Origin of the sequence: Kitasatospora sp. NPDC096077, assembly GCF_040303245.1 — a bacterium.
In the GTDB taxonomy this organism is placed as follows: domain Bacteria; phylum Actinomycetota; class Actinomycetes; order Streptomycetales; family Streptomycetaceae; genus Kitasatospora.
In genome coordinates this window covers 18,959-40,331 of record NZ_JBEOSV010000046.1, presented here as the reverse complement: position 1 = coordinate 40,331, position 21,373 = coordinate 18,959, and the positions used below count along the sequence as shown (strand labels likewise).

The 21,373-nt window shown below is 74.7% G+C and carries 18 protein-coding genes, 1 tRNA gene and 1 pseudogene; 14 read left to right on the top strand and 6 right to left on the bottom strand.

Annotated elements, in window-relative coordinates; genetic code table 11:
* The first annotated feature begins 207 nt into the window (after positions 1-207).
* The gene (locus ABTZ03_RS30325; protein ID WP_350516303.1) at positions 208-1,215 is read left to right on the top strand and encodes a helix-turn-helix domain-containing protein; all 1,008 of its coding nucleotides are present in this window, start codon (positions 208-210) and stop codon (positions 1,213-1,215) included.
* 39 nt (positions 1,216-1,254) lie between these two features.
* Here ABTZ03_RS30325 and ABTZ03_RS30320 read toward each other — a convergent pair whose 3' ends face one another.
* Genes ABTZ03_RS30320 through ABTZ03_RS30310 form a run of 3 tightly spaced genes read right to left on the bottom strand, consistent with a single transcriptional unit; the run spans position 1,255 to position 5,571 of the window.
* A complete protein-coding gene (locus ABTZ03_RS30320) occupies positions 1,255-1,617 on the bottom strand; it encodes a DUF952 domain-containing protein (RefSeq protein ID WP_350516302.1) in 363 nt (120 codons plus the stop codon).
* 54 nt (positions 1,618-1,671) lie between these two features.
* Positions 1,672-3,219, bottom strand: a complete 1,548-nt coding sequence (locus ABTZ03_RS30315) for a DUF4139 domain-containing protein (RefSeq protein ID WP_350516301.1) — start codon at positions 3,217-3,219, stop codon at positions 1,672-1,674.
* A 3-nt stretch (positions 3,220-3,222) separates the two neighbouring features.
* On the bottom strand, positions 3,223-5,571 hold the full coding sequence (locus tag ABTZ03_RS30310) for a DUF4139 domain-containing protein (RefSeq protein WP_350516300.1): 2,349 nt from the start codon (positions 5,569-5,571) through the stop codon (positions 3,223-3,225).
* 476 nt (positions 5,572-6,047) lie between these two features.
* Between ABTZ03_RS30310 and ABTZ03_RS30305 the strand changes: the two genes are divergently transcribed.
* The 5 genes from ABTZ03_RS30305 (at position 6,048) to der (ending at position 12,273) form a co-directional block, all read left to right on the top strand.
* Entirely contained in the window at positions 6,048-7,133 is a 1,086-nt protein-coding gene (locus tag ABTZ03_RS30305; RefSeq protein ID WP_350516299.1) for a prephenate dehydrogenase, read from the top strand.
* 55 nt (positions 7,134-7,188) lie between these two features.
* Positions 7,189-8,436: a DUF4419 domain-containing protein gene (locus ABTZ03_RS30300; RefSeq protein WP_350516298.1), complete on the top strand. Its 1,248-nt coding sequence runs from the start codon at positions 7,189-7,191 to the stop codon at positions 8,434-8,436.
* Positions 8,433-9,815, top strand: a complete 1,383-nt coding sequence (locus ABTZ03_RS30295) for a DUF4419 domain-containing protein (protein WP_350516297.1) — start codon at positions 8,433-8,435, stop codon at positions 9,813-9,815. Before ABTZ03_RS30300 ends, ABTZ03_RS30295 begins: the two co-directional genes overlap by 4 nt.
* Before the next feature lie 121 nt (positions 9,816-9,936).
* Positions 9,937-10,650, top strand: coding sequence for a (d)CMP kinase (gene cmk / locus ABTZ03_RS30290; protein WP_350516296.1), 714 nt, complete (start codon positions 9,937-9,939; stop codon positions 10,648-10,650).
* Between the two features lie 168 nt (positions 10,651-10,818).
* Complete coding sequence (der, locus tag ABTZ03_RS30285) at positions 10,819-12,273, top strand: ribosome biogenesis GTPase Der (RefSeq protein WP_350516295.1); 1,455 nt, start codon at positions 10,819-10,821, stop codon at positions 12,271-12,273.
* Between the two features lie 115 nt (positions 12,274-12,388).
* On the opposite strand, the gene ABTZ03_RS30280 is transcribed toward der, so the two are convergent.
* Positions 12,389-13,090, bottom strand: a complete 702-nt coding sequence (locus tag ABTZ03_RS30280; RefSeq protein WP_350516332.1) for a hypothetical protein — start codon at positions 13,088-13,090, stop codon at positions 12,389-12,391.
* Between the two features lie 197 nt (positions 13,091-13,287).
* Positions 13,288-14,133, bottom strand: a complete 846-nt coding sequence (locus ABTZ03_RS30275) for a DUF8842 C-terminal domain-containing protein (RefSeq protein WP_350516294.1) — start codon at positions 14,131-14,133, stop codon at positions 13,288-13,290.
* Positions 14,134-14,726: 593 nt separating this feature from the next.
* Here ABTZ03_RS30275 and ABTZ03_RS30270 point away from each other — a divergent pair.
* The 7 genes and pseudogenes from ABTZ03_RS30270 (at position 14,727) to ABTZ03_RS30240 (ending at position 20,731) form a co-directional block, all read left to right on the top strand.
* A complete protein-coding gene (locus ABTZ03_RS30270; protein ID WP_350516293.1) occupies positions 14,727-15,524 on the top strand; it encodes a transglycosylase family protein in 798 nt (265 codons plus the stop codon).
* Positions 15,525-15,673: 149 nt separating this feature from the next.
* Positions 15,674-16,075: pseudogene (locus ABTZ03_RS30265) on the top strand (transglycosylase family protein); the annotation flags it as partial.
* A 168-nt stretch (positions 16,076-16,243) separates the two neighbouring features.
* Positions 16,244-16,921: an alpha-ketoglutarate-dependent dioxygenase AlkB family protein gene (locus ABTZ03_RS30260; RefSeq protein WP_350516325.1), complete on the top strand. Its 678-nt coding sequence runs from the start codon at positions 16,244-16,246 to the stop codon at positions 16,919-16,921.
* 168 nt (positions 16,922-17,089) lie between these two features.
* Positions 17,090-17,950 carry an acyl-CoA thioesterase II gene (gene tesB / locus ABTZ03_RS30255; RefSeq protein ID WP_350516292.1) on the top strand — a complete coding sequence of 287 codons (861 nt, stop codon included), beginning with the start codon at positions 17,090-17,092 and terminating at the stop codon, positions 17,948-17,950.
* A gap of 185 nt (positions 17,951-18,135) precedes the next feature.
* Entirely contained in the window at positions 18,136-18,933 is a 798-nt protein-coding gene (locus tag ABTZ03_RS30250) for a DUF1684 domain-containing protein (protein WP_350516291.1), read from the top strand.
* A 332-nt stretch (positions 18,934-19,265) separates the two neighbouring features.
* Positions 19,266-20,510, top strand: a complete 1,245-nt coding sequence (locus ABTZ03_RS30245) for an MFS transporter (RefSeq protein WP_350516324.1) — start codon at positions 19,266-19,268, stop codon at positions 20,508-20,510.
* 147 nt (positions 20,511-20,657) lie between these two features.
* Positions 20,658-20,731: transfer RNA gene (locus tag ABTZ03_RS30240), tRNA-Pro, on the top strand.
* 72 nt (positions 20,732-20,803) lie between these two features.
* Here the strand turns inward: ABTZ03_RS30240 and ABTZ03_RS30235 are convergent.
* Entirely contained in the window at positions 20,804-21,079 is a 276-nt protein-coding gene (locus tag ABTZ03_RS30235; RefSeq protein ID WP_502894634.1) for a tyrosine-type recombinase/integrase, read from the bottom strand.
* A gap of 12 nt (positions 21,080-21,091) precedes the next feature.
* On the opposite strand from ABTZ03_RS30235, the gene ABTZ03_RS30230 reads away from it, so the two are divergent.
* Positions 21,092-21,265, top strand: a complete 174-nt coding sequence (locus ABTZ03_RS30230; protein WP_350516331.1) for a hypothetical protein — start codon at positions 21,092-21,094, stop codon at positions 21,263-21,265.
* The last annotated feature ends 108 nt before the right edge of the window (positions 21,266-21,373 follow it).

Sequence of the window (21,373 nt, the reverse complement as noted above, 5' to 3'; positions counted from 1 at the left end):
GTCGTTCGTCGGAGGGTCCCCCGCCCGTGGTGGCGGGGGGCCCTTCCGCGTGGGTGTGAGCCGGGACGCAACCGCTGGTCACGGCCTTGTCAGCGCCATGATCCGTGGCCGAGGATGGCCACCGGACCACCGCCCCGCCGGATGGCGGGACTGCGCCAGGACGGGCGCCGGAGGGGTGGTCCGCGGCGAACAGGGGGAGACGGCGTCGTGTCCGATGCAGCACTGGGGCGGTCCGCCGGACACGCGCTCGGCCCGTTGGGACTGGCCGAGCCGGACGGGCAGGTGTACGCGGCGCTGGTCGCCAGTCCGCAGTCCACCGCGCAGGAACTGGCGGAGAGCTGCGGCCTGACGTTCCAGCAGAGCGTGCGCGCGCTGGACCGGCTGGCGCAGCAGGGGATGGCCACCCGGGCGCCGGTGGACCGGGAGCGCTACCTGCCGGTCGCCCCGGACGTGGCGATCGGGACCCTGATCGGCCACCGGGAGTCCGAACTGCGGCACGCCCGGGCCGAGATGCACCGGCTGATGGACGCCTTCCGGGAGGCCTCGCGCTACACCGACCCGGCGCACTCGGTGGAGGTGCTGACCGGCGGCGAGGCGATCGCCCAGCGGCTGGAGCACATCACCGAGTCCAGCCAGTACCAGGTGCGCGGCTTCGACCGCCCGCCGTACATCCAGGACCCGGTGGCGGGGATGCCGCTGCAGCGGCGGCGGCTGCGGGAGGGGCTGAGGTTCCGGACCGTCTACGACCGGGAGGCGGTGGCCTGGCCGGGACGGCTGGAGAAGAACATCCTGGTCGGCGTGGCGGACGGCGAGGAGGCGCGGGTGAGGCCGACGCTGCCGATGAAGATGATCATCTCGGACGACCGGATGGCGATCATCCCGATCAGCGTCGGCGACAGCGTGCTGGACGCGGCCTACGTGATCCACCCCTCGGCGCTGCTCCAGGCGCTGGACACGCTGTTCGAGGCGGAGTGGGAACGGGCCGTGCAGCTGCAGGCCGCGATCGGCACCGGGGACGCGTCGCCGGAGCCGGAGGCCGACCACCGCAAGCTGCTCGGCCTGCTGGCGGCCGGGCTGACCGACGAGTCGATCGCCCGCTCGCTGGGCTGGAGCGCCCGGACCACCCAGCGGCGGCTGCAGGCCCTGATGCGCTCGCTGGGCGCCACCACCCGCTTCCAGGCCGGGATGGCGGCCCGGGAGCGGGGGTGGCTGTAGCGGGGACGGTTGCGGCCCGGACGGCTGTGGCGCGGGCGCTCAGCTCCAGGGGCTGAGCGAGACCCAGCGGCCGTCCGGGCCGCGCTCGACCTTCTCCAGGCCGACCACGGCGGTGCGGTTCAGCCGCCCGTAGATGTGCGGGAACAGCACGCCGGGGGTGGCGCCGGCCGGCGGGGCGCCGTGGGCGGCCTCCCACTTGACCATCGGCTCCACCAGTGACTCCTCGATCAGCAGCACCATCAGCGGGTCCGGAGTGTCGGCGAAGAAGGCGTTGGCCACCGCGAGCGCCGTCTGCTCGTCCGCGGAGCAGTGGATGAACCCGTCGGTGAGCAGCGACGCGGTGGCGTACGGGCGGCCCGGGTCGGCCAGCCAGTCGTCCAGGGGGGCGAGGTGGAGGATCATGTTCCTTTTGTACCCGCTTTCCGGTCCTGAGCGGTCGTCACGAGCCCTGCTGCGTCACAGCCCGGCCACCTTGGCCGAGGCGGCGACCTCGTACACCAGGGTGAGGCTGCGCCGGGCCCCCGGGCCGAGCGGCACGTCCCAGCGGACGATGCCCTCGGCGTCGAAGGAGTCCGGCGCCGGGGAGCACTGCTCCTTGCGCAGCCGCACCTCGACCGCCGCGACCTCGGAGACCGGCACCCGCTCGCGCACCGTGACCAGCTGCTCGTCCCGCTCCTCCGGGCCGGAGAAGCGGGACAGGTGCAGGCGGACGGTGCGGGTGGTGGTCTGCCGACCGCTCAGCGCGGCGGTGCTCCGCTGCTCCTCGGCCTCGCGGACCACCCGGTAGTCGTCCGTGCTGCCGAAGGACAGCTCGGCGTCGGCGCCCGCCGCGGTGAACCGCAGCTCGCCGCGGCCGGTGAAGCCGCTGCCGCGCACCAGCTCGACCGGGCCGGCCAGCAGCGGGTGCCCGGCCGTGTTGCGGAACCGGACCACCCGGGTGACCAGCGGGGACAGCTCGGGGGCGCAGGCGTACTCGCTGCTCGCCGGGCCGGTGAAGGCGCCCAGCGGGACCCGGTGCGCCCGGCCGTCGGACGGGACGGTGGCCGGGACGGGGGCGGACAGCACCCGCACCTCGCCGCCGTCGTCCAGGCCGGGGACGGCGGCGTCCGGGCCGAGGGTGCCGATCCGCTCCTCGCGCAGCTCGACCTCGACCGTGCGGCGTTCCTCGTCGGTGCGCTCGCGCAGGGTCAGCCGGTCCTCGGTGAGCGCGGGCGGGTCGGTGGCGAGGGCGGAGCGGGCGGTGGAGAAGGTCAGCCGGGTGCCGGTCCAGTCCTCGCCGGTGCGCTGCCAGACCACCGCCTCGGACTCCAGCCGCAGGCTGCCGCCGTCCAGGACGGCGCGGTAGGAGGGGCGCCACAGGGCGCAGGGCACCAGGTGGTGGACGGTCAGGCCGACCGGGCCGGGCCGCTCGGCCTCGACCGTGAGCTCCAGGTGGGCGAGCAGCTCGGCGGGCTCCTCCTCGGCCCGGTCCAGGGCCAGCAGGGCCTGGGAGCGCTCCTGCTCCAGGCGGTGCAGCCGGGAGTGGGCGGTGCGCAGCTCCTCGCCGTGGCGCTCGCGCTCGGCGTCCACCCGGTTCAGCTCGCGGGCCCAGCGGGTGCGCTCGATCTCGCCGACGCCGGCGCCCTCGCCGACCTCGCGGAGCAGGTCCGCGGAGAGCTGGGCGAGCAGGGCGAGGCGGGCCTCCAGCCGGGCCCGGGTCTGCTCCGTCAGGCGCGACTCGACCTCCAGGCCGTGCAGCCGGTGGCGCAGCGCGGAGTCCTCCGGGCCGGGCGGCAGCGGGGCGCGCGGGGCCCAGGTGCGCACCAGCCGGGCCTCCAGCACCCGGGTGCCGGGGGCGGTGGCCTCGGCGCGCAGGGTGCGGTCGACGGCCAGGGCGGTGAGCGGACCGAGCCGCAGCCGCTGGACGCCCGCGGCGAGTTCGACGGTCACCGTGCGTTCGACGTGGGCGCGGTCCTCCAGGCAGGTGACGGCGGTGACGGGGAGGGGGAGGGTCGTATCGGTCATCTGTCAGTTCCTCCGGTTTCCGCCGACGATGGCCTTTCCGGCCGGGATCTTGATCTGGAAGCCGCCGTCCAGCTCGGCCCGGCCGCCCGGCGGCAGTTCGACCCGCCAGAGCCGGGTGCCGGCGGGGTGCTCCGGGTGGGCCGGGCCGCCCGGGTGGGTCGGGCCTCCCGGGCCTTCCGGGCCGGTGGTGGCGGGGGCGTGCCAGTCGGCGTGTTCCTCGATCCGGATCTCGGCGTCGGAGGCGACCGGCACGCGCTCGCGGACCTCGACCGTGACGGCGCGGCCGAGCCGGTTCGCCAACCGGACGTGCACCCGGTGGTCGAGCACGGTGCTGTTGCCCTTCAGCATGCCGGTGGCGGACTCCCGCAGCTCGGTGCGGCGCGCCACCTCGACGCTCTCGGTGACGCCGATGCCCAGGCTCCGGGTGCCGCCCGGGGCGAGCGTCGGCAGGGCCGCGGTGAGCAGGAACTCGTCGTCCACGGTGACCTCGACCGGGCCGGCCAGCACGGCGCGGTCGGTGCGGTTGGCGAGCACCAGGGTCGCGTACACCTTCTCCTCGACGGCGGGGACGGTGACGTACTCGGGGCTGACGGCGAGCGGGACCTCGTCCACCGTGACGGTGTGCCAGGTGCCGTCGGAGGGGACGTCGGCGCGGGCGGCGGCGTCGAATCGGTGGTCGAAGGAGCCGGCCGACTCGCGGGGCGGGACGGCGTGGCGGGGGAGGGCGAGCCGGGCCAGGCGGGAGCCGTCGCCGCCGCCGGGCTGGAACCGCTGGTGTCCGTCGCGCTCGATCCGCTCGATCCGCTCGATCCGTTCGGGGCCGGGGCGCAGGGTGCCGCGGTGGCCGGTGGGGTCGTCGGGGCCGGCCAGCCGGAGGTCGGGGTAGTCGAGCAGGACGGCCTCGGGGACGGGGCCGGTGGTGGGCGGCGGGGGCGCGTGGTGGCCGCGGCGCAGGGCCCGGTGCGGCTCCTCCGGTGCGAAGCCGCCGAAGGCCTGCGGCATCGGGGCCGCCGCGGCGACGGGGGCCGGGGTGGGGGCGGGGGCGCCGGGCGCGAGGGGGGTGCCGTAGCCGGCGAAGCCGGGCGGCGGGGGTGTGGGGGACGGCCCGTGGACGCCCGGTTCGACGCTCGGCTCGTGGAGGTCGAGCGTGCCGCCGCCGTACGGGCCGGCGGGCGGTGCCTCGTCCGGGAGGAACTCGGGGCGGGCGCCCCTCGCTCTGGCCGCGAGACGGTGCGGGGCCTTCGGTGCCGGGGGCGGGACGGCGGCGCCGACGGGTACCGGGTGCCCGGGGTGACGGGGGGTGGGGCGGTCGGCGGCGGCCGTGTCGTAGGCCGTGTCGTAGCCGGTGAAGAGGTCGGCCAGACCGGCCGGGGGTTCGCGCCAGCCGGAGGGCGGCGGGGCGGGCTGGCTGCGGCCGATCCGCAGCGAGGCGAGCCGGGGCAGGTCGGTGCGGCGGTCGAGGTCGGCGGTGGACAGGGCGAGTCGTACGCCCGTCCAGTCCTCGCCGGTGTGCTGGGCGACGGCGGCGCGCAGGACCAGGTGGGCGGTGTCGGAGCCGGTGCGGTGGCTGAGGCGGTAGGTGGGCACCCAGCGGGCGGTGGGGACGCCGTACTCCAGCTCCAGCTCGACCTGTTCGGCCGGTTCGGTGTGGTCCTGGGCGCGGTGCTCGGCGTGGTCCCCGGTGTGGTTCTCGGTGTGGTCCTCGGTGGTCAGGGTGAGCAGGACGGTTTCGGTGGTCCCGACCGGCTCGGTCCGTCCGGCGGTGGACGCCCGGTCCAGCCGGTCGGCGGCCAACTCGCGCTCGTGGTCGGCGAGTTCGATCTCCCGGGTGAGCTGCTCGGCGCGCTCCTGGAGGTGGGACAGCCGTTCGTCGACGAAGTCGGCCAGCTCCAGCCAGGCGTCGGCCGGGGTGCGGCGCAGCGGCTCGTCGCGACGGCGCTGCGGCGGGACGGCGCGCAGCGCGGCGGTCTCGGCGATCGCCGACCGGACCAGCCGGTGGCGTTCGTTCAGCGCGCCCTGGCGCTCCATGGCCTCCTCCAACTCCCTTCGCAGCTCCGGGAGTTCATCGGGCTCGTGGAGTTCGACCAGGGTTTCCAGGCGGGCTTCGACGACCGCCGTCCCGGTCGGCCCGGAGAGCACCCGGGCGCGCAGCGAGTCGGCGCGCAGGGAGTCGGGCAGGCCGGTCAGCCGCAGCCGTCCGTCGGGCGGGAGCGGCACGGTGGCCCGGCGCCGGCACACCGCACCCTCGGCGTACACCACGACGGCGTCCAGGACCGACGGGTGGGCCGGTACGGCCGGTGGTTCGGTCGGCCCGGTGTGACCGTGGTGCCGGTCCGCCAGCTGATCGTCCATGCGCATCCCCTTCGTTCGCGTCCCGCTCGTTCGCGTCCGGCTTGTTCGTGTCCGGTGTGCCGCGGCTCGCCCCGCCGTCCGCCCGGGCGGCCAGTCTGCCCCGCCCGGGTGCGGGCGTCGCCGGATTTCCCGGGGCGCGGCGTGTGAACCACGGGCCGGGCGCGGCCCGTGCACTGTGGGGGACGGGAGGACGGGGCGCCGTGGTTGCCGGGGGGGTCCGGGCGGCCGGCCGGGGCCGGCGGGTGCCGGTGGGAGCCGCCGGGACGGCGGGGGCCGATGAGCTTGCCGGGGGCGGGGGTTTCGGGGGCCCGTCGGGTGGGAGGATGGGCGCGGGTGCTCCCGGTCGACTCCGGTACCCGTCGTGCTCCCGGCACCTGGCGCGACACCGGCACCTGTCGAGTACCGCCACCGGGACCCAGTGGGACCCGGTGGGACACCGTCCAGTCGAGAACCGTGATCGAGGAGAGCCACCCGCCATGCGCACTGCCGTCGTCGTCGGCACCGGACTGATCGGCACCTCCGCCGCCCTGGCCATGGCCGCCCGCGGGCTGACCGTCCATCTGGAGGACGCGGACCCGGACGCCGCCCGCACCGCCGAGTCGCTCGGGGCCGGCATCACCGAACCGGCCGAGGGCCCGGTCGACCTGGCGATCATCGCCGTCCCGCCGGCCCTGGTCGGCAAGGTGCTCGCGGACTGCCAGCGCCGCAACCTGGCGCACTGGTACACCGACGTGGCCAGTGTGAAGTCCGGTCCGGGCAGCGAGATCGCCGCGCTCGGCCTGGACACCGTGCACTACATCGGCAGTCACCCGATGGCGGGCCGCGAGCGGTCCGGGCCGCTGGCCGCCCGCGCCGACCTGTTCGAGGGCCGTCCCTGGGTGCTCACCCCGACCGCCGACACCGACACCGACACCCTCAACGCCGCGCTGGAGCTGGTCGCGCTGTGCGGGGCGGTGCCGATCGTGATGGACGCGGTCGCGCACGACCGGGCCGTGGCCCTGGTCTCGCACGCCCCGCAGCTGGTCTCCTCACTGGTCGCCGCCCGCCTGGAGCACGCCGACGAGACGGCCATAAGGCTCTCCGGCCAGGGTGTGCGCGACGTGACCCGGATCGCCGCCTCCAACCCCGGGATGTGGGTCGACATCCTGTCCGCCAACGCGGGCGCGGTCGCCGATGTGCTGGAGGACGTCGCCAACGACCTCGGCGACACCGTCACCGCGCTGCGCGCCTTGGCCGCGGAGGGCGAGGGCGAGCGCCGCTCCGGCGCCGAGGGCATCGAGGCGGTGATGCGGCGCGGCAACACCGGCCAGGCCCGGATCCCCGGCAAGCACGGCGCCCCGCCGACCCGGTACGAGACGGTCGCGGTGGTGCTCGGCGACCAGCCGGGCGAGCTGGGCCGGCTGTTCGGGGAGGTCGGCGAGGCCGGGGTCAACATCGAGGACGTCCTGATCGAGCACTCGGACGGGCAGCAGGTCGGCTTCGTCCAGCTGTCGGTGGCGCCGATGTCGGTCAAGCGGCTCACGGCGGCGCTGCGCGCGAGCGGGTGGAGCGTCCGGGACTGATCGCCCGGCGTCGGGGATTCACCGCTCGTCGGGCGGTGCCGGAGGGGGAGTGGGCGTGATCATCGAGTTGCCGCTGGGGGAGACCCGGCGCGGGGTCGAGGGTGAGCCGGTCGACCTCGGGAACGAGCGGTTCCTGCGGGCGGTGGTGGGCGGGGGGTTCCGGATCCGCCACCGCAGTGTGGCGGCGATGGTCGAGCGGCCACGGCCTGCCCGGTCGGATTTCGCCGGTGTCGGCGGTGTCGGCGGGGTCGATGATGCGGGCGGTGTCGGCGCGGACGTCGAGTCCGAGCCGAGCTGCAGCCTGCTGCTGCGCGGCGCCCACGCGGCCTTCGCCGACCACCTGCCGCTGAGCCTGTCGCCCGACGTGCTCTGGTACGCGGTCGTGCACGAGATCGCGGTGCACGTCCGGATGTACCCGCCGCGCTACCGGGCGCTGTTCGGCGGGGCGGACCGGTCGCGGACGCTGGTGGTGCGGGACGACTCGCTGGCGGGACCGGACCTTGCGTCGACGGGGCCGGACGTCGCGTGGGCCGGGCCGGACGTCGCGTGGGCGGGGCCGGACCCGACGGCTGCGGGGCCGGAGTGGGCCCCGGAGTGGGCCCCGGAGTGGGCTCCGGACTGGGCGCGGTCGATCCGGCTGATCCGGGGGCCGCTGACGGCGGCGCTGGGCCCGGAGCCGGTCGAGCTGTTCCGGCCCTCGTTCTCGACCACCACGGCGGACGACGAGGCCTCGGTGCTGGTCACGCTGATGGACGTGGTCAGCCCGTACTACGACTTCCGCTGGGAGACCCGCTGCGGCATCCCGCGGGTGCGGCTGGAGGGCACGGCCGCGGACTGGGCGCTGCTGGCGGACCGGGTCGGCGCGCTGGCCGAGCGCTTCGACTGGCTGGCGCCCTGGTTCGCCGAGCTGCGCCCCGTGCTGGCGGAGATCGCGGCGACCGCGGCGGGCGGGCCGGTGGACGAACGCTTCTGGCGCTCGCTGTACAAGTGGGAGTCGGTGTCCGGCGGCCCCCGGGTGACCGGCTGGCTGACCGCCTTCTTCGCCCACACCCAGACCCCGGACGGCCCCCGGCTGCGGCAGACCTTCGGCTGGCGGGAGGCGGCGGAGTCGGCGTACCACCGGGATGCCTTCGCGGTGAACGACTTCCCCTCGCACCTTTCCGTGGTGCCTTTCGTGTGGGATCGTCTGGGCTTCGAGCGGTCGATGATCTTCGTCGCCGGGGTGCTCGGGATCGAGCGGGACGGCGAGTTCCTGCGGCCCCGGCTCGGCCACGCGGTATTGGAGAACGGGGGTGGGCTGTGATCGTCGAGGTCGAGCTCGGGGACGGGCGGGAGCCGGGCGACGCGGCGGAGCTGGAGGTCGCCGGGAACGACGCCTTCCTGGCGGCGGTGGTCGGCGGGGAGTTCACCGTCCTCCACCGCAGTGCGGGGACGCTGCTGGTGGCCCCGAAGGAGTACGAGCCGCCGGTGGCGGAGGCGGAGCCGACCTGGAGCCTGCTGCTGCGCGCCGCGCACATCGCCTTCGCGCGGCACCTGCCGCTGAGCCTGTCGCCGGACGTGCTCTGGTACGCGGTCGTGCACGAGGTCGCGGTGCACGTGCGGCTTGACGCGGAGCGGTACGAGGGGCTGTTCAGCGCCACTCCCGGGCGGAAGCGGACCATCCAGGTCAGGGACGACAGCCTGCTGAGCGCCGACGCGGACTGGGCGCGGTCGATCCGGCTGGTCCGCGAACCGCTGGCGAAGGAGATCGGGCCGGAGCTGGTGGAGCTGTTCCAGCCCGCGTTCTCGACCACCACGCCGGACGACGTGTCCTCGGTGCTGGTGGCGCTGATGGACGTGGTCAGCCCGTACTACGAATTCCTCTGGATCACGATGTGCGGCATCCCGCGGGTCCGGCTGGAGGGCACGGCCGCGGACTGGGCGCTGCTGGCGGAGCGGGTCGGGGAACTGGCGGAGTGGTTCGAGCCGCTCGGGCCGTGGTTCGCCGCGCTGCGGACGGTGCTGGACGAGATCGCGGCGACGGCGGCGGGCGGGCCGGTGGACCAGGAGTTCTGGCGCTCGCTGTACAAGTGGGAGTCGGAGTCGGGCGGGGACTTCGTCTCCGGCTGGATCACCGCCTTCTTCGCCCATACCCAGACGCTCGCGGGGCCGGTGCCGCGGACGGACTTCCGGTGGCTGGACGGGCGGGCGCGGTTCACCGAGAACGCCTTCCCGTCGCACGTGTCGAAGGTGCCCTTCCAGTGGCGGACCCCGGCCGGGACCCGGTCGATGGCCTTCCTCGGCGGGGTGCTCGGGATCGAGCGGGACGGCGAGTACGTGCGGCCCCGGCTCGGGAACGCGGTGCTGGCGGTGGAGCGGGAGCCCGTGGGCCCGGAGGCCGAGCAGGCCGCACTGGCGGCGGAGCAACTGCCGCAGGGGTGGACGATCGAGCGGGTGCGGGAGGTCAGCGGGTCCCCGTGGGCCAAGCTGGTGCCGACGGACGGTGCCACCGTCCGGCAGGTGGCGGGCGGGCCCGCGGGCCGGGCCGTCGCGCTCATCCGCTTCGGCCTCTTCTGCCTGGTCCGCTGCGCGGGCGACGACGACTGGTACTTCGGCCTGCCGCTGTCGGACGGCACGGTGCAGCCGGAGGGCTCGCGCGGGCCGGACCTGGCGGGCGCATTGGCCGGGGCGGAGCACTGGTGACCCGGCCGGGGCGGGGTTCGGCGGCGGTCCATTAACCTTGAGGGAGACAATCCCCGGCCGTCCGCCCGCGCAGGCGTCCGGCTCCCATGCTCTCAGCATGCTCAGAGAGAGGTTCGCCCCCGTGGACACTGCCGACCGAGCGCACGCCCCGGTCGTCGTCGCCATCGACGGACCCTCCGGCTCCGGCAAGTCGACCGTCTCGCGGGCGGTCGCCGCCCGGCTGGGCCTGAGCTTCCTGGACACCGGCGCCATGTACCGGGCGATGACCTGGTGGATGCTGGCCAACGACGTGGACGTGGACGACCCGGAGGCGGTGGCCGTCGCGTGCGGCAAGCCCGTCATCGTGTCGGGTACGGACGCCGACGGGCCGACCATCACCGTGGACGGGCAGGACGTCTCCGGCCCGATCCGCGGCCCCGAGGTGACGGCGCAGGTCAGCGCCGTCTCCGCGGTGCCGGCGGTGCGGACCCGGCTGGTGGAGCTGCAGCGCGGCTGCGCCGAGGTCGCCGAGCGCGGCATCGTCGCCGAGGGCCGGGACATGGGGACCGTGGTGTTCCCGCGGGCCACCGTCAAGGTGTTCCTGACCGCCTCCGAGGCGGCCCGGGCCGAGCGCCGGGCGGCCGAGCTGCGGGCCAAGGGCGTGGACGAGGCGACCATCACCGCGATGGCCGCCGACCTCGCGCGCCGCGACGCCGCCGACTCCTCCCGGGAGACGGCGCCGCTGACCCAGGCCGCGGACGCGGTGCTGGTGGACACCAGTGAGCTCACCCTGGAGCAGGTGATCGACCGGATCACCGCCCTGGTGGAGGAGCGGGCCGGACTGTCCTCGGTCTGACCTTCCGGTCGGACCCCTCGGTCGGACCTTCCAGTCTGATCAACTGACCAATGCACGATCCGCGGGCCGTCGAGGCGTTGCGGAGGAAACCATCGCGCTGCCCCAGCGGGGCAGGTACGCACGGCACGCCCCTGGGAAGGGCCGGGCCGGGAAACGGAACAGACGAACATGACCGCAGAGCACTCCGCCACCGGCCCCGGTGAGCTGGACGCCGCCGACTACGCCGAGTACATGGCCCTCGCGGCCGAAGAGGGCTTCGACCTCGACGGCTTCGACGGCGAGGACGGCGCCGCGCACGTCCGACTGCCGGTGCTGGCCGTCGTCGGCCGCCCGAACGTCGGCAAGTCGACCCTGGTGAACCGCATCATCGGCCGCCGTGAGGCCGTCGTCGAGGACAAGCCCGGCGTCACCCGCGACCGGGTCACCTACGAGGCCAGCTGGAACGGCCGGCGCTTCAAGGTCGTCGACACCGGCGGCTGGGAGATCGACGTCCTCGGCATCGACGCCATGGTCGCCGCCCAGGCCGAGCTGGGCATCGAGCAGGCCGACGCGGTGCTGTTCGTGGTGGACGCCAAGGTCGGTGCCACCGACACCGACGAGGCCCTGATCAAGCTCATCCGCCGGGCGGGCAAGCCGACCGTCCTGTGCGCCAACAAGGTCGACGGCCCGGCCACCGAGGCCGAGGCCGCCTACCTGTGGTCGCTGGGCCTGGGCGAGCCGTTCCCGGTCTCCGCCCTGCACGGCCGCGGCTCCGGCGACCTGCTGGACGCCGTCATGGACGCGCTGCCCGAGGCCCCGCCGCAGACCTTCGGCGACGCCGCCCCCGGCGGCCCGCGCCGGATCGCGCTGATCGGCCGACCCAACGTCGGCAAGTCCAGCCTGCTGAACAAGGTCGCCGGCGAGGAGCGGGTGGTCGTCAACGAGCTGGCCGGCACCACCCGTGACCCGGTCGACGAGATGATCGAACTCGGCGGCAAGACCTGGAAGTTCGTGGACACCGCCGGTATCCGCCGCCGCGTCCACCTGACCGCCGGCGCCGACTTCTACGCCTCGCTGCGCACCTCCGCCGCCCTGGAGAAGGCCGAGGTCGCGGTCGTCCTGGTCGACGCCAGCGAGACCCTCGCCGAGCAGGACACCCGGATCATCTCGATGGCCGTCGAGGCCGGGCGCGCCGTCGTCATCGCCTACAACAAGTGGGACCAGCTCGACGAGGAGCGCCGCTACTACCTGGAGCGCGAGATCGAGCGCGACCTCGTCCAGGTGCAGTGGGCCCCGCGCGTCAACGTCTCGGCCAAGACCGGCCGGCACATGGAGAAGCTCGTCCCGGCGATCGAGACCGCGTTGGCTGGCTGGGAGACCCGCGTCACCACCGCGCGCCTGAACGCCTTCCTCGGTGAGCTGGTCGCCGCCCACCCGCACCCGATCCGGGGCGGCAAGCAGCCGCGCATCCTGTTCGGCACCCAGGCGGGCATCCGGCCGCCGCGCTTCGTGCTGTTCGCCTCGGGCTTCCTGGAGGCGGGCTACCGGCGCTTCATCGAGCGTCGGCTGCGCGAGGAGTTCGGCTTCACGGGGACGCCGATCTCGATCTCGGTGCGGGTCCGGGAGAAGCGGAAGAGGAAGTAGCGGTAGCGGTCGCGGTCGCGACGGCTGGGACCAGGTAGTACGAGCTGGAGGGCTCCGTCACGGTGGTGGCGGGGCCCTCGGGCGTTTCCGGGGGCGTGGGGGTGGCGCATGTGGGTCAGTGGCTGCCGGTGCGGCCTGGGGGGAGCGAGAGCATCTGGCGGTGCCGGCCACCGGTGGGCGGCGGGGCGGTGGCGAGGCCGGTGGCGGTGCCCAGCACGGGGGACGGGGCCGGCGGCGGTGCGGGCACCGCGTGCGGGGCGGCGCCGAGGTAGCCGGCGGCGACCCAGCCCTGGCCGTTGGTGAACTGGGGGGAGGGGGGTGCGGCCTGGTCGTGGCCGTGGCCGTCGCTGGCGGCGGCGGTGGGCTCGGGGTGGCCGGTGTGGTGGGCGGCGGCGTGGTGTCCGGTGGTGTGGTGGCCGCTGTGGTGGCCGGGCGGGGAGTGCTGCGACTGCGCCGGCATGAACTGGGGGAGGCCGGAGGGCTGGCCCCCGTAGGAGTGGAAGGCCTGGTGCTGCGGCGGGTACTGGCGCTGCTCGCCGAGCAGGGGGTAGCCACCGAGGATGCCGTCGCGAACGCCGTCCCGAAGGCCGTCGCGAACGCCGTCGCGGATCGCGAAGCCGGTGAACCTCAGGTCCTCCTCGCCCGAGCGGTCGCCGGGCAGGGCGCGGAACAGTCGTCGGTACTCGGAGTACAGCTCGTCGTAGATCGGGGTCGTCGAGTGCGGGTGCTCCGCGTCGTACGACGGGCGCATGCCCGGGATCGAGCGGGGGGCGGTGGCCGACCGTCCGGCGGGTGCGGAGACGTCGTAGCTGTACACGTAGGGGCCAACGAGTGAGAGGCGACGGGGATGCGGGGCGTTCGGGCGCGCAGGGCGCTCGCGCGTGCGCGGTGCTCGGGCACGGTGCTCAGGGGGGTGAGGCTCCTCGGCGGCCGACGCGCGGGGCGGCCGCGCACCGGACGGTGGCCGCTGCCCGGGGCGACAGCGGCCACCGCCCGGTGCGCCGGGGCGGCGGATCAGGTGCCGGCCAGCGGGAGGGAGGCGGCGACGACCTGGCCGAGGGCGACGGCCCGCTCCAGCGCCTGGCGCAGCAGGTCCTCGCGGGGCTGGCGGCCGACCATCCCGGCCGGGACCGCGTACATGGTCACCTCGGAGAGCTGGCTGGCCGCCATCCGCCAGGCGTCGGTGACCTGGAGCGGCTGGTGGGCCTGCCACCAGCCGGTGCTGCCGCCGGCCGCGGCCGGCTGCAGGATCGCGTGCAGCTTGCCCATCGCGACCAGGACCGACCAGCCGGGCAGCTGCTCCGGCGTCTCGTCGAGGTCGGCGACCGGCTGGAAGCCGGCGTCCTGGAGCAGGTCGAGGAACTCGTCCTCGCCGGAGGTGCTGCCGGGGCGGCCGACCGGCCCGGTGGGCTCGACCACCAGGGAGGCGTGTCCGACCTTGCCGTGCAGGACGAGCCCGCAGGTGATGCCGAGGATGGCGGCCTGGCCGGGGGCGGTGGGCTGGGCCGGCGCGTCGGCGGGGGAGGCCGGGGCGGGGAGGGTGAGGTTCGGGGCGGGAACGGTGGCGTCCGGGGCGGCGGGCCGGGTCTGGTTGATGCTGCGGACGGCGCCGACCAGCTGCTCCTCGGCGACCGGCACCACCTGGGACGGGATGCAGCGGGCGTGGGCGAAGGCCAGCACGGCGGTCTCGTCGCCGACGAACAGCACGGTGCTGGTGGGCTCCACGTGGGTGTCACCGGGGGTGCGGCAGGAGGTGCATTCGTAGCTGTCGGGGGCGCGGTCGCCGCCGAGCAGGCGGTCGGCCTCGTCGTCGCCGATCTCGGACCGGACCTCGTCGCTGACGTCGAGCATGCGCGGCACAGGGTCTCCTCGGATGGGTGCGGGTGGGTCATGGGGGCGGACTAGGGGAGGTCGGCATGCCCAACGGGCCCTTGTGTCAGGCGTCACGGGTGCCCGGCGAGGGTGACGGGAATTGCTCCGGATCCGACCGCGCAACGTGTTCTCGTGGTCGCAATCTGTCGATGTCGGTGCCGGGACTGCCGGATTGAAACTGTGGGGTGGGTCACGCCGCCGCGATGTTTGATCTAGGAATCGATGGTCAAATCAGACATTTCGGGCATGAATCCACGGCCATTACCGGCGGTAACCCCTCGCTGAGCTGGGCAGACCGGTGGAGTTTTGGTTTCACCGCCTACCGGCTCGTAGCTTCTTTGGCGGCGCAACGAGCGCCACCCGGGCTCACCCCCGACGCACCGCCCCCCGGCCCCGGCCGGACGCGGCAGGTGCCCGCCGACACGATCGCTCGAACAGGTCGTCGGCGAGCGGCTGGGTGGCCAGGGCGGCAAGCGGCACGTCCGACACGTGCACGGCCGTCCGACGGACGCGGCAAGCGAACGCGGCCCTCTTGAGGGTCTGGTTCCGCATGCCCGCCCGGGGCTGTCGAGAGGAACCCCATGACCTTCCGTAACGAGAACGCCGCTGCCACCACCACCGCCGCCACCAAGCGCAACCGCGTTCGGATGGCCGTCGTGGCGGGCGCCGCTGTCGCGGCCCTGCCGGTGGCCGGCCTCGTCACGGCCACCTCGGCCTCCGCCGCCCCGGTCTCCACCTGGGACTCCGTCGCCCAGTGCGAGAGCGGCGGCAACTGGGCCATCAACACCGGCAACGGTTTCTACGGCGGTCTGCAGTTCACCTCCAGCACCTGGGCCGCCTTCGGCGGCACCGCCTACGCCTCGCAGGCCAACCAGGCCACCAAGGCGCAGCAGATCGCCGTCGCCGAGAAGGTCCTCGCCTCCCAGGGCCCCGGCGCCTGGCCGGTCTGCTCCGTCAAGGCGGGCCTGACCAAGGGCGGCGCCCCGGCCGCCGTCGACACCTCGGCCGGCACCTCCGCCGCCAAGCCGGCGCAGACCCCCGCGCCGAAGACCGCCACCCCGAAGGCCGCCGCCCCCAAGGCCGCTGCCGCGCCGAAGGCTGACGCCGCGCCGAAGGCCGCCGCGCCCAAGGCTGACGCCGCGAAGCCCGACGCCGCGTCGAAGAAGGACGCCGCCAAGTCCTGGAACGGCGCCAAGTCCTGGACCGGCTCCAACGACGCCAAGCCGGCCAAGGGCAACTACACCGTCAAGTCCGGTGACACCCTGAGCTCCATCGCCGCCGCGCAGGGCCTGGACTGGCACGACCTGTACAAGAACAACGCCAAGGTCATCGGTGGCAACCCCGACCTGATCTTCCCGGGTCAGACCCTGAGCGTCTGAGCTCCTGCGTTCTTGAGCTCTTGAGCTCCTGAACAGCTGGGCGCCTGAGGCCCGATGAGCTGACCCCTGGTCGCTCGGGCCGGCGCCGCCGCTCCCCGGCCACGGCCGCTCCTCCGCCACGCGGGGGAGCGGCCGTCGGCGTTTCCGGTGTGTCGGGGGCGGAGCGGCCCGGTGGGGACCCGGAGTCCCTAGGGTCGGCTGCCGTGCCGTACCCGTATGACGAGCGGACAGGTCGGGTCGTGGCCCGGGCGGGTGTGGCCGTGGCGGTGGCGGTGCTGGCGGCGGCTGTGCCGGCCGTGGTCCCGGGTGGCGCGCGGGTCGGGGCGTCGGTGCGGGTCGCGGATCTCGTCTGGGACGAACTCGCCGACTGCGAGAGCGGCGGCGACTGGCGGGCCGACACCGGCAACGGCTACTACGGCGGCCTGCAGATCCACCCGACCACCTGGGCGGAGACCGGCGGCCTGCACTTCGCCGACCGGCCGGACCACGCGAGCCGGCGCGAGCAGACCACCGTCGGGGAGGAGATCCTGCGGCGGCAGGGCTGGGAGGCCTGGCCGTCCTGCGCGCGGGAGCTGGGGATGATCGGCCAGGACGCCGAGGACCGGCTCCCCGGCCCGTCGGCGGGGGCGGTGCGGGAGGGCGCGGTGGAGGAGCGCGCGGTACGGGAGGGCTCGGTGCGGGAGGATGGTGGGGTGATCCAGGGCGAGCTGTTCGACGACCTGCCCGGGGACCGGTCCGGCCGCGCCCGGGTGCGGACCGAGCCCGCTCCCGGCGCCGTCCTGCTGCCCGACTGGCTGGACCGGGCCGCGCAGCGGCGCCTGGTCGCGGCCTGCCGGGAGTGGGCCCTGCCACCGGCCGGGCTGCACAGCGTGCGGATGCCCACCGGCGGGGTGATGTCGGTGCGGATGGTGAGCCTCGGCTGGCACTGGTACCCGTACGGCTACGCGCGGGTCGCCGAGGACGGCGCCCCCGTCAAGCCGTTCCCGCCGCTGCTCGGGGAGCTCGCCCGGCGGGCGGTGGCGGACGCCTACGGGGAGCACGCCGGTGGGATCGCGGGTGCGGTCGGCTACGAACCGGACACCGCGATCGTGAACCACTACCCGCACGGCGCGAAGATGGGTCTGCACCAGGACCGCGACGAGCGCGTGGACGCGCCGGTGGTCTCGATCTCGTTGGGTGACGACTGCGTCTTCCGGCTCGGGAACACCGAGACCAGGACCCGGCCGTGGACCGACCTGGAACTGCGCAGCGGGGACCTCCTGGTGTTCGGCGGGCCGTCCCGGTTCGCGTACCACGGGGTGGTGCGGACACTGCCGGGGACGGCGGACCGGGCGTTCGAACCGGAGCTGGTGGGGCGGCTCAACATCACGGTGCGGCAGTCGGGGCTGGGGGCGTAGCGGGGGAGGGGCGGTCGGCCCGGTGAGGGGGAGGGGCGGTCGCCCCGGTGAGCGGGAATGTCCCGGGTCGCCGGAGAATTCGAGTGAGCTGGAGAACTCGACCGAAATCACGAGAACTCGACCGGGATCACGAGAACTCGATCGGAACCACGAGAGGGAGGCGCGCCCATGGGTACCCCCGTCGACGACCTCGTCGATCTGCTCGACCTGGAGCAGATCGAACTGAACATCTTCCGCGGGCGCAGTCCCGAGGAGGCGCTGCAGCGCACCTTCGGCGGCCAGGTCGCCGGGCAGGCGCTGGTCGCGGCGGGGCGCACGGTCGAGGGCGAGCGCCCCGTCCACTCGCTGCACGCGTACTTCCTGCGCCCCGGCGTCCCCGGCCTGCCGATCGTCTACCAGGTCGACCGGATCCGCGACGGCCGTTCCTTCACCACCCGCCGGGTGCTCGCCATCCAGGGCGGCCGGTCGATCTTCTCGCTCACCGCCGACTTCCACAGACCGGAGGAGGGCAGCATCGAGCACCAGTACCCGATGCCGGAGGTCCCGGCGCCCGAGGAACTGCCCAGTGCGTTGGACGAGGTCGGCTCCCGGCTCGGCGAACTGCCCCCGTTCATCAGCCGCCGCCAGCCCTTCGACATCCGCTACGTCGAGCGGCTGCGCTGGCACAAGCACGAGCTGGTCGACGTCGAGGCGCGCAGCGGCGTCTGGCTGCGCACCAACGGTCCGCTGCCGGACGATCCGCTGATCCACGTCTGCGCGCTCACCTACGCCAGCGACATGACGCTGCTGGACGCCGTGCGCGCCCCCGTCGAGCCGCTGTGGGGCCGCCGGCACTTCGACATGGCCTCGCTCGACCACGCGATGTGGTTCCACCGGCCGTTCCGCGCCGACGACTGGCTGCTCTACCAGCAGGAGTCGCCGATCGCCCACGGCGCGCGCGGCCTGGCCCGCGGGCAGATCTACGACCGGAGCGGGCAGCTGGTGGTGTCGGTGGTGCAGGAGGGCCTCTTCCGGCCGCTGCAGGACTGACCACCGCGTCCCGGTTGCGGTCCCGGCCGCCGTGTGTTGCCGCCGCATTGCAGTCTCCTTACGGGGGCGGCGGCTTGCCGGGGTCGGGGAATGATCCGTACCGACGGACGACGTTGTGCAGGATGACCGATACGGACGGCTCGAACGGCGGGCCGTCCGCGGGACCGGACCGGGAGGGTTGACCGATGACGGCGACGGCCGCGGAGGACTGGAAGCACTGGAGTGACGGGCGGGCGGCGTCGGTGAGCGCGCCGCACGGCCAGCTCGCACTCACCGGCACGCACTGGCTGGCGCCCGAGCCGGCCGAGGTCCCGGGCCTGCCCGGGCTCTGGTGGGCCGACCCCGAGGGCGTCCGGGTGCGGGCCGCCGCGGCCGACGGCATCACGGTCGACGGCGCCGACCGTGCCGACGGACCGGTGGACGGCGAGGTGCTGCTGCGCCCGGACACCGATCCGGCCGCCGACACCGCCACCCAGGGCGAGCTGCTGCTCGTCCCGATCGAGCGGGAGGGCGAGCTCGCCCTGCGGGTCTTCGACCCGGCCGCGCCCCGCCGGGTCGGCTTCGCGGGCATCTCCGCCTACCCGTACGCGCCGGAGTGGGCGGTGCCCGCCGTCTACACCCCCTTCGAGGAGGAGGGGCAGTCGGTCGTCGTCCCGAACGCGGACGGCAAGGACCGCCCGCTGGCCGTCACCGGACGGATCGAGTTCACGGTGGCCGGCGAGCACCGCACCCTGACCGTCGGCCGTTCCGGCCAGCGCCTCACCGGCGTCATCGCGGACGCCACCAGCGGTGTCGACACCTACCGTTTCCGCTTCATCACCCTGCCCGCACCGGACGCGGACGGCCGGACGGTCCTCGACCTCAACCGGGCCTACCTGCCGCCCTGCGCCTTCGCGGACCACTTCATCTGCCCGTTCCCGCCGCCGGGGAACCGGCTGGACTTCGCGGTGGAGGCGGGGGAGAAGCAGGTGCTCACCCGGTAGTCGGCGGGGCGTGCTGCACCGGCTGTCGGGGGCGACTCCGGCGGTCGGTGGGGGGCGGTGCGGGGCGGCGATGGATCGGTGGCGGTCGGTCGACGTTCGGTGGCCGTTCGGTGGCGGTTCGGTGGCGGTTCGGCGTGCGGGGGCCGGAGGGAGCCCCCCGGTGTCGGGGGCGGCGCGGGCCGGGGCAACCATGGACGGTTGTGACGACCAAGCAACCCCCTGATACCTCGACCGCCGCCACCCCCACCGCCACCCCCACCGGGGTCCCCGCCGCCGCGGACTCACCCGCGGCCTCCTCCGAGACCCCGGACCCTCCCGGGACGCCGGGCGGGATACCGGCCCTCCCCTGGTACCGCAGGGCCTTCGCCGACCTCAGCCCGCTGCGCGAGCACCCCGACTACCGCCGGGTCTGGTCCGGTCAGGCGGTGTCCTCGATCGGCCAGCAGATGACCGCCGTGGCCGTCTCCGTCCAGGTCTACGACCTGACCGGCTCCGCCTTCGCGACCGGCCTGGTGGGTCTGTTCTCCCTCGTCCCGCTGGTCGCCTTCGGCCTGTACGGCGGCGCCATCGCCGACACCGTGGACCGCCGAAAGCTCGGCCTGATCGGCTCGGCCGGCCTGGCCGCCGTCTCCGCCCTGCTCGCCGCCCAGGCCCTCGCCGGGTTCCACGCGGTGGCCGTCCTCTACGCCGCCGTCGCCGTCCAGGCGGGGTTCTTCGCACTCAGCTCGCCCGCCCGCTCGGCGATGATCCCCCGGCTGGTCCCCGCCCACCGGCTCCCGGCGGCGAACGCCCTGAACACCGTCAGCATGAACCTCGGCCTCACCGTCGGCCCGATGCTCGGCGGCGTCCTGATCGGCGCCTTCGGCGTCCAGTCCGCCTACCTGGTCGACACCGTCGCCTTCACCGCCACCCTGTACGCCATGTGGCGACTGCCCGCCATGCGGCCACTGGGCGAGCGCAAGGGCCGCGCCTCCGTCCTCGACGGCCTGCGTTTCCTGCGCGAGCAGCCCAACCTGCGCACCAGCTTCCTCGCCGACCTGGCCGCGATGATCTTCGGGATGCCCCGCGCCCTCTTCCCCGCGATCGCCGCCACCTTCTACGCCGGCGACGCCCGCACCGTCGGCCTGCTGGTCTCCGCCCCGGCCGTCGGCGCCCTGATCGGCGCGCTCTTCTCCGGCTGGGTCGGCCGGGTCCACCGCCAGGGCGTCGCGATCCTCGCCGCCGTCTCCGCCTGGGGCCTCGCCATCGCCGCCTTCGGCGCCCTCCACAACCTCTGGCTGGGCCTCCTGCTGCTCGCGGTGGCCGGCTGCGCGGACACCGTCAGCATGATCTTCCGCAACACGATGATGCAGGTCGCCGCCCCCGACGAGATGCGCGGCCGCCTCCAGGGGATCTTCATCGTCGTCGTGGCCGGCGGCCCCCGCCTCGGCGACTTCGAGTCCGGCGCCGTCGCCGCCCTCAGCAACCCCGCCACCTCCGTCATCACCGGCGGCCTCGCCTGCGTCGCCTGCGTCCTCCTCCTCGCCGCCCGCCGCCCCGCCTTCCTCCGCTACGACGCCCGCCACCCGACCCCCTGAACCCACCGACCCCACCCGCTCCCGGAATCTGGCAGCGAGCACCCCCCGACGTGCTGTATTGTTTTCCACGTCGCCGGGACACCGGAGACAAGGTCGAAAAGCCAACCGGCAAAGCCCCCCCAGGCCCCGCCGCACGGCACGAGACCACGGGACGTGGCGCAGCTTGGTAGCGCACTTGACTGGGGGTCAAGGGGTCGCAGGTTCAAATCCTGTCGTCCCGACAGTGATGTCGGAGCCCCGCTGACTGGACGGAAGTCCAGGCCAGCGGGGCTTTTGCCGTTTTTGAGGGTAGGTCAGCGCACTAGCCGCAGGTGGCGCCCGGGAGTCTCCGGCGGGGTCACTTCGGGACCAGGGGCCTCGCGCGGCCCGCGCAGGTGCGTGCTCAGGGCCTCGCCGGCCAGCTCGATCGAGCGCCGGTCGGGGTGGAGGTACCACTGCGTGGTCGTGGGCGAGCCGTGTCCGGCGATCTTCCGCAGGACGTGCAGCGGCACCCCGGCGTCGGCCATCCACGTCAGCCCGGTGTGCCGGAGGTCGTGGCGGCGCAGGTCCTCGAAGCCGAGCCCCACCACGACCTCGTCCCAGTGCGTCGCGTCGCGCAGGACGGCGATGGTGATCCGCCCGCCCCGCGGCCCGGTGAACAGTGCTGCGGGGCCGAAGGGGTCCTGTTCGAGGAGGTGGTCGGCGCCGGCGACCTGGACGGGGGAGGCGCCTTCGCGGCTGAGGAGGACGGCCTGGCGGGCGCGGCCGGCCGGTGAGGTCGCCGAGTTCGGCGTTCTCCACGGCGGCGAGCTCGATGGCGGTCTCGGCGGGGAAGGCGTCGGTGAGGTCCGCGCTGCCGATGGAGTGCAGGGCGCGGCCGGCGC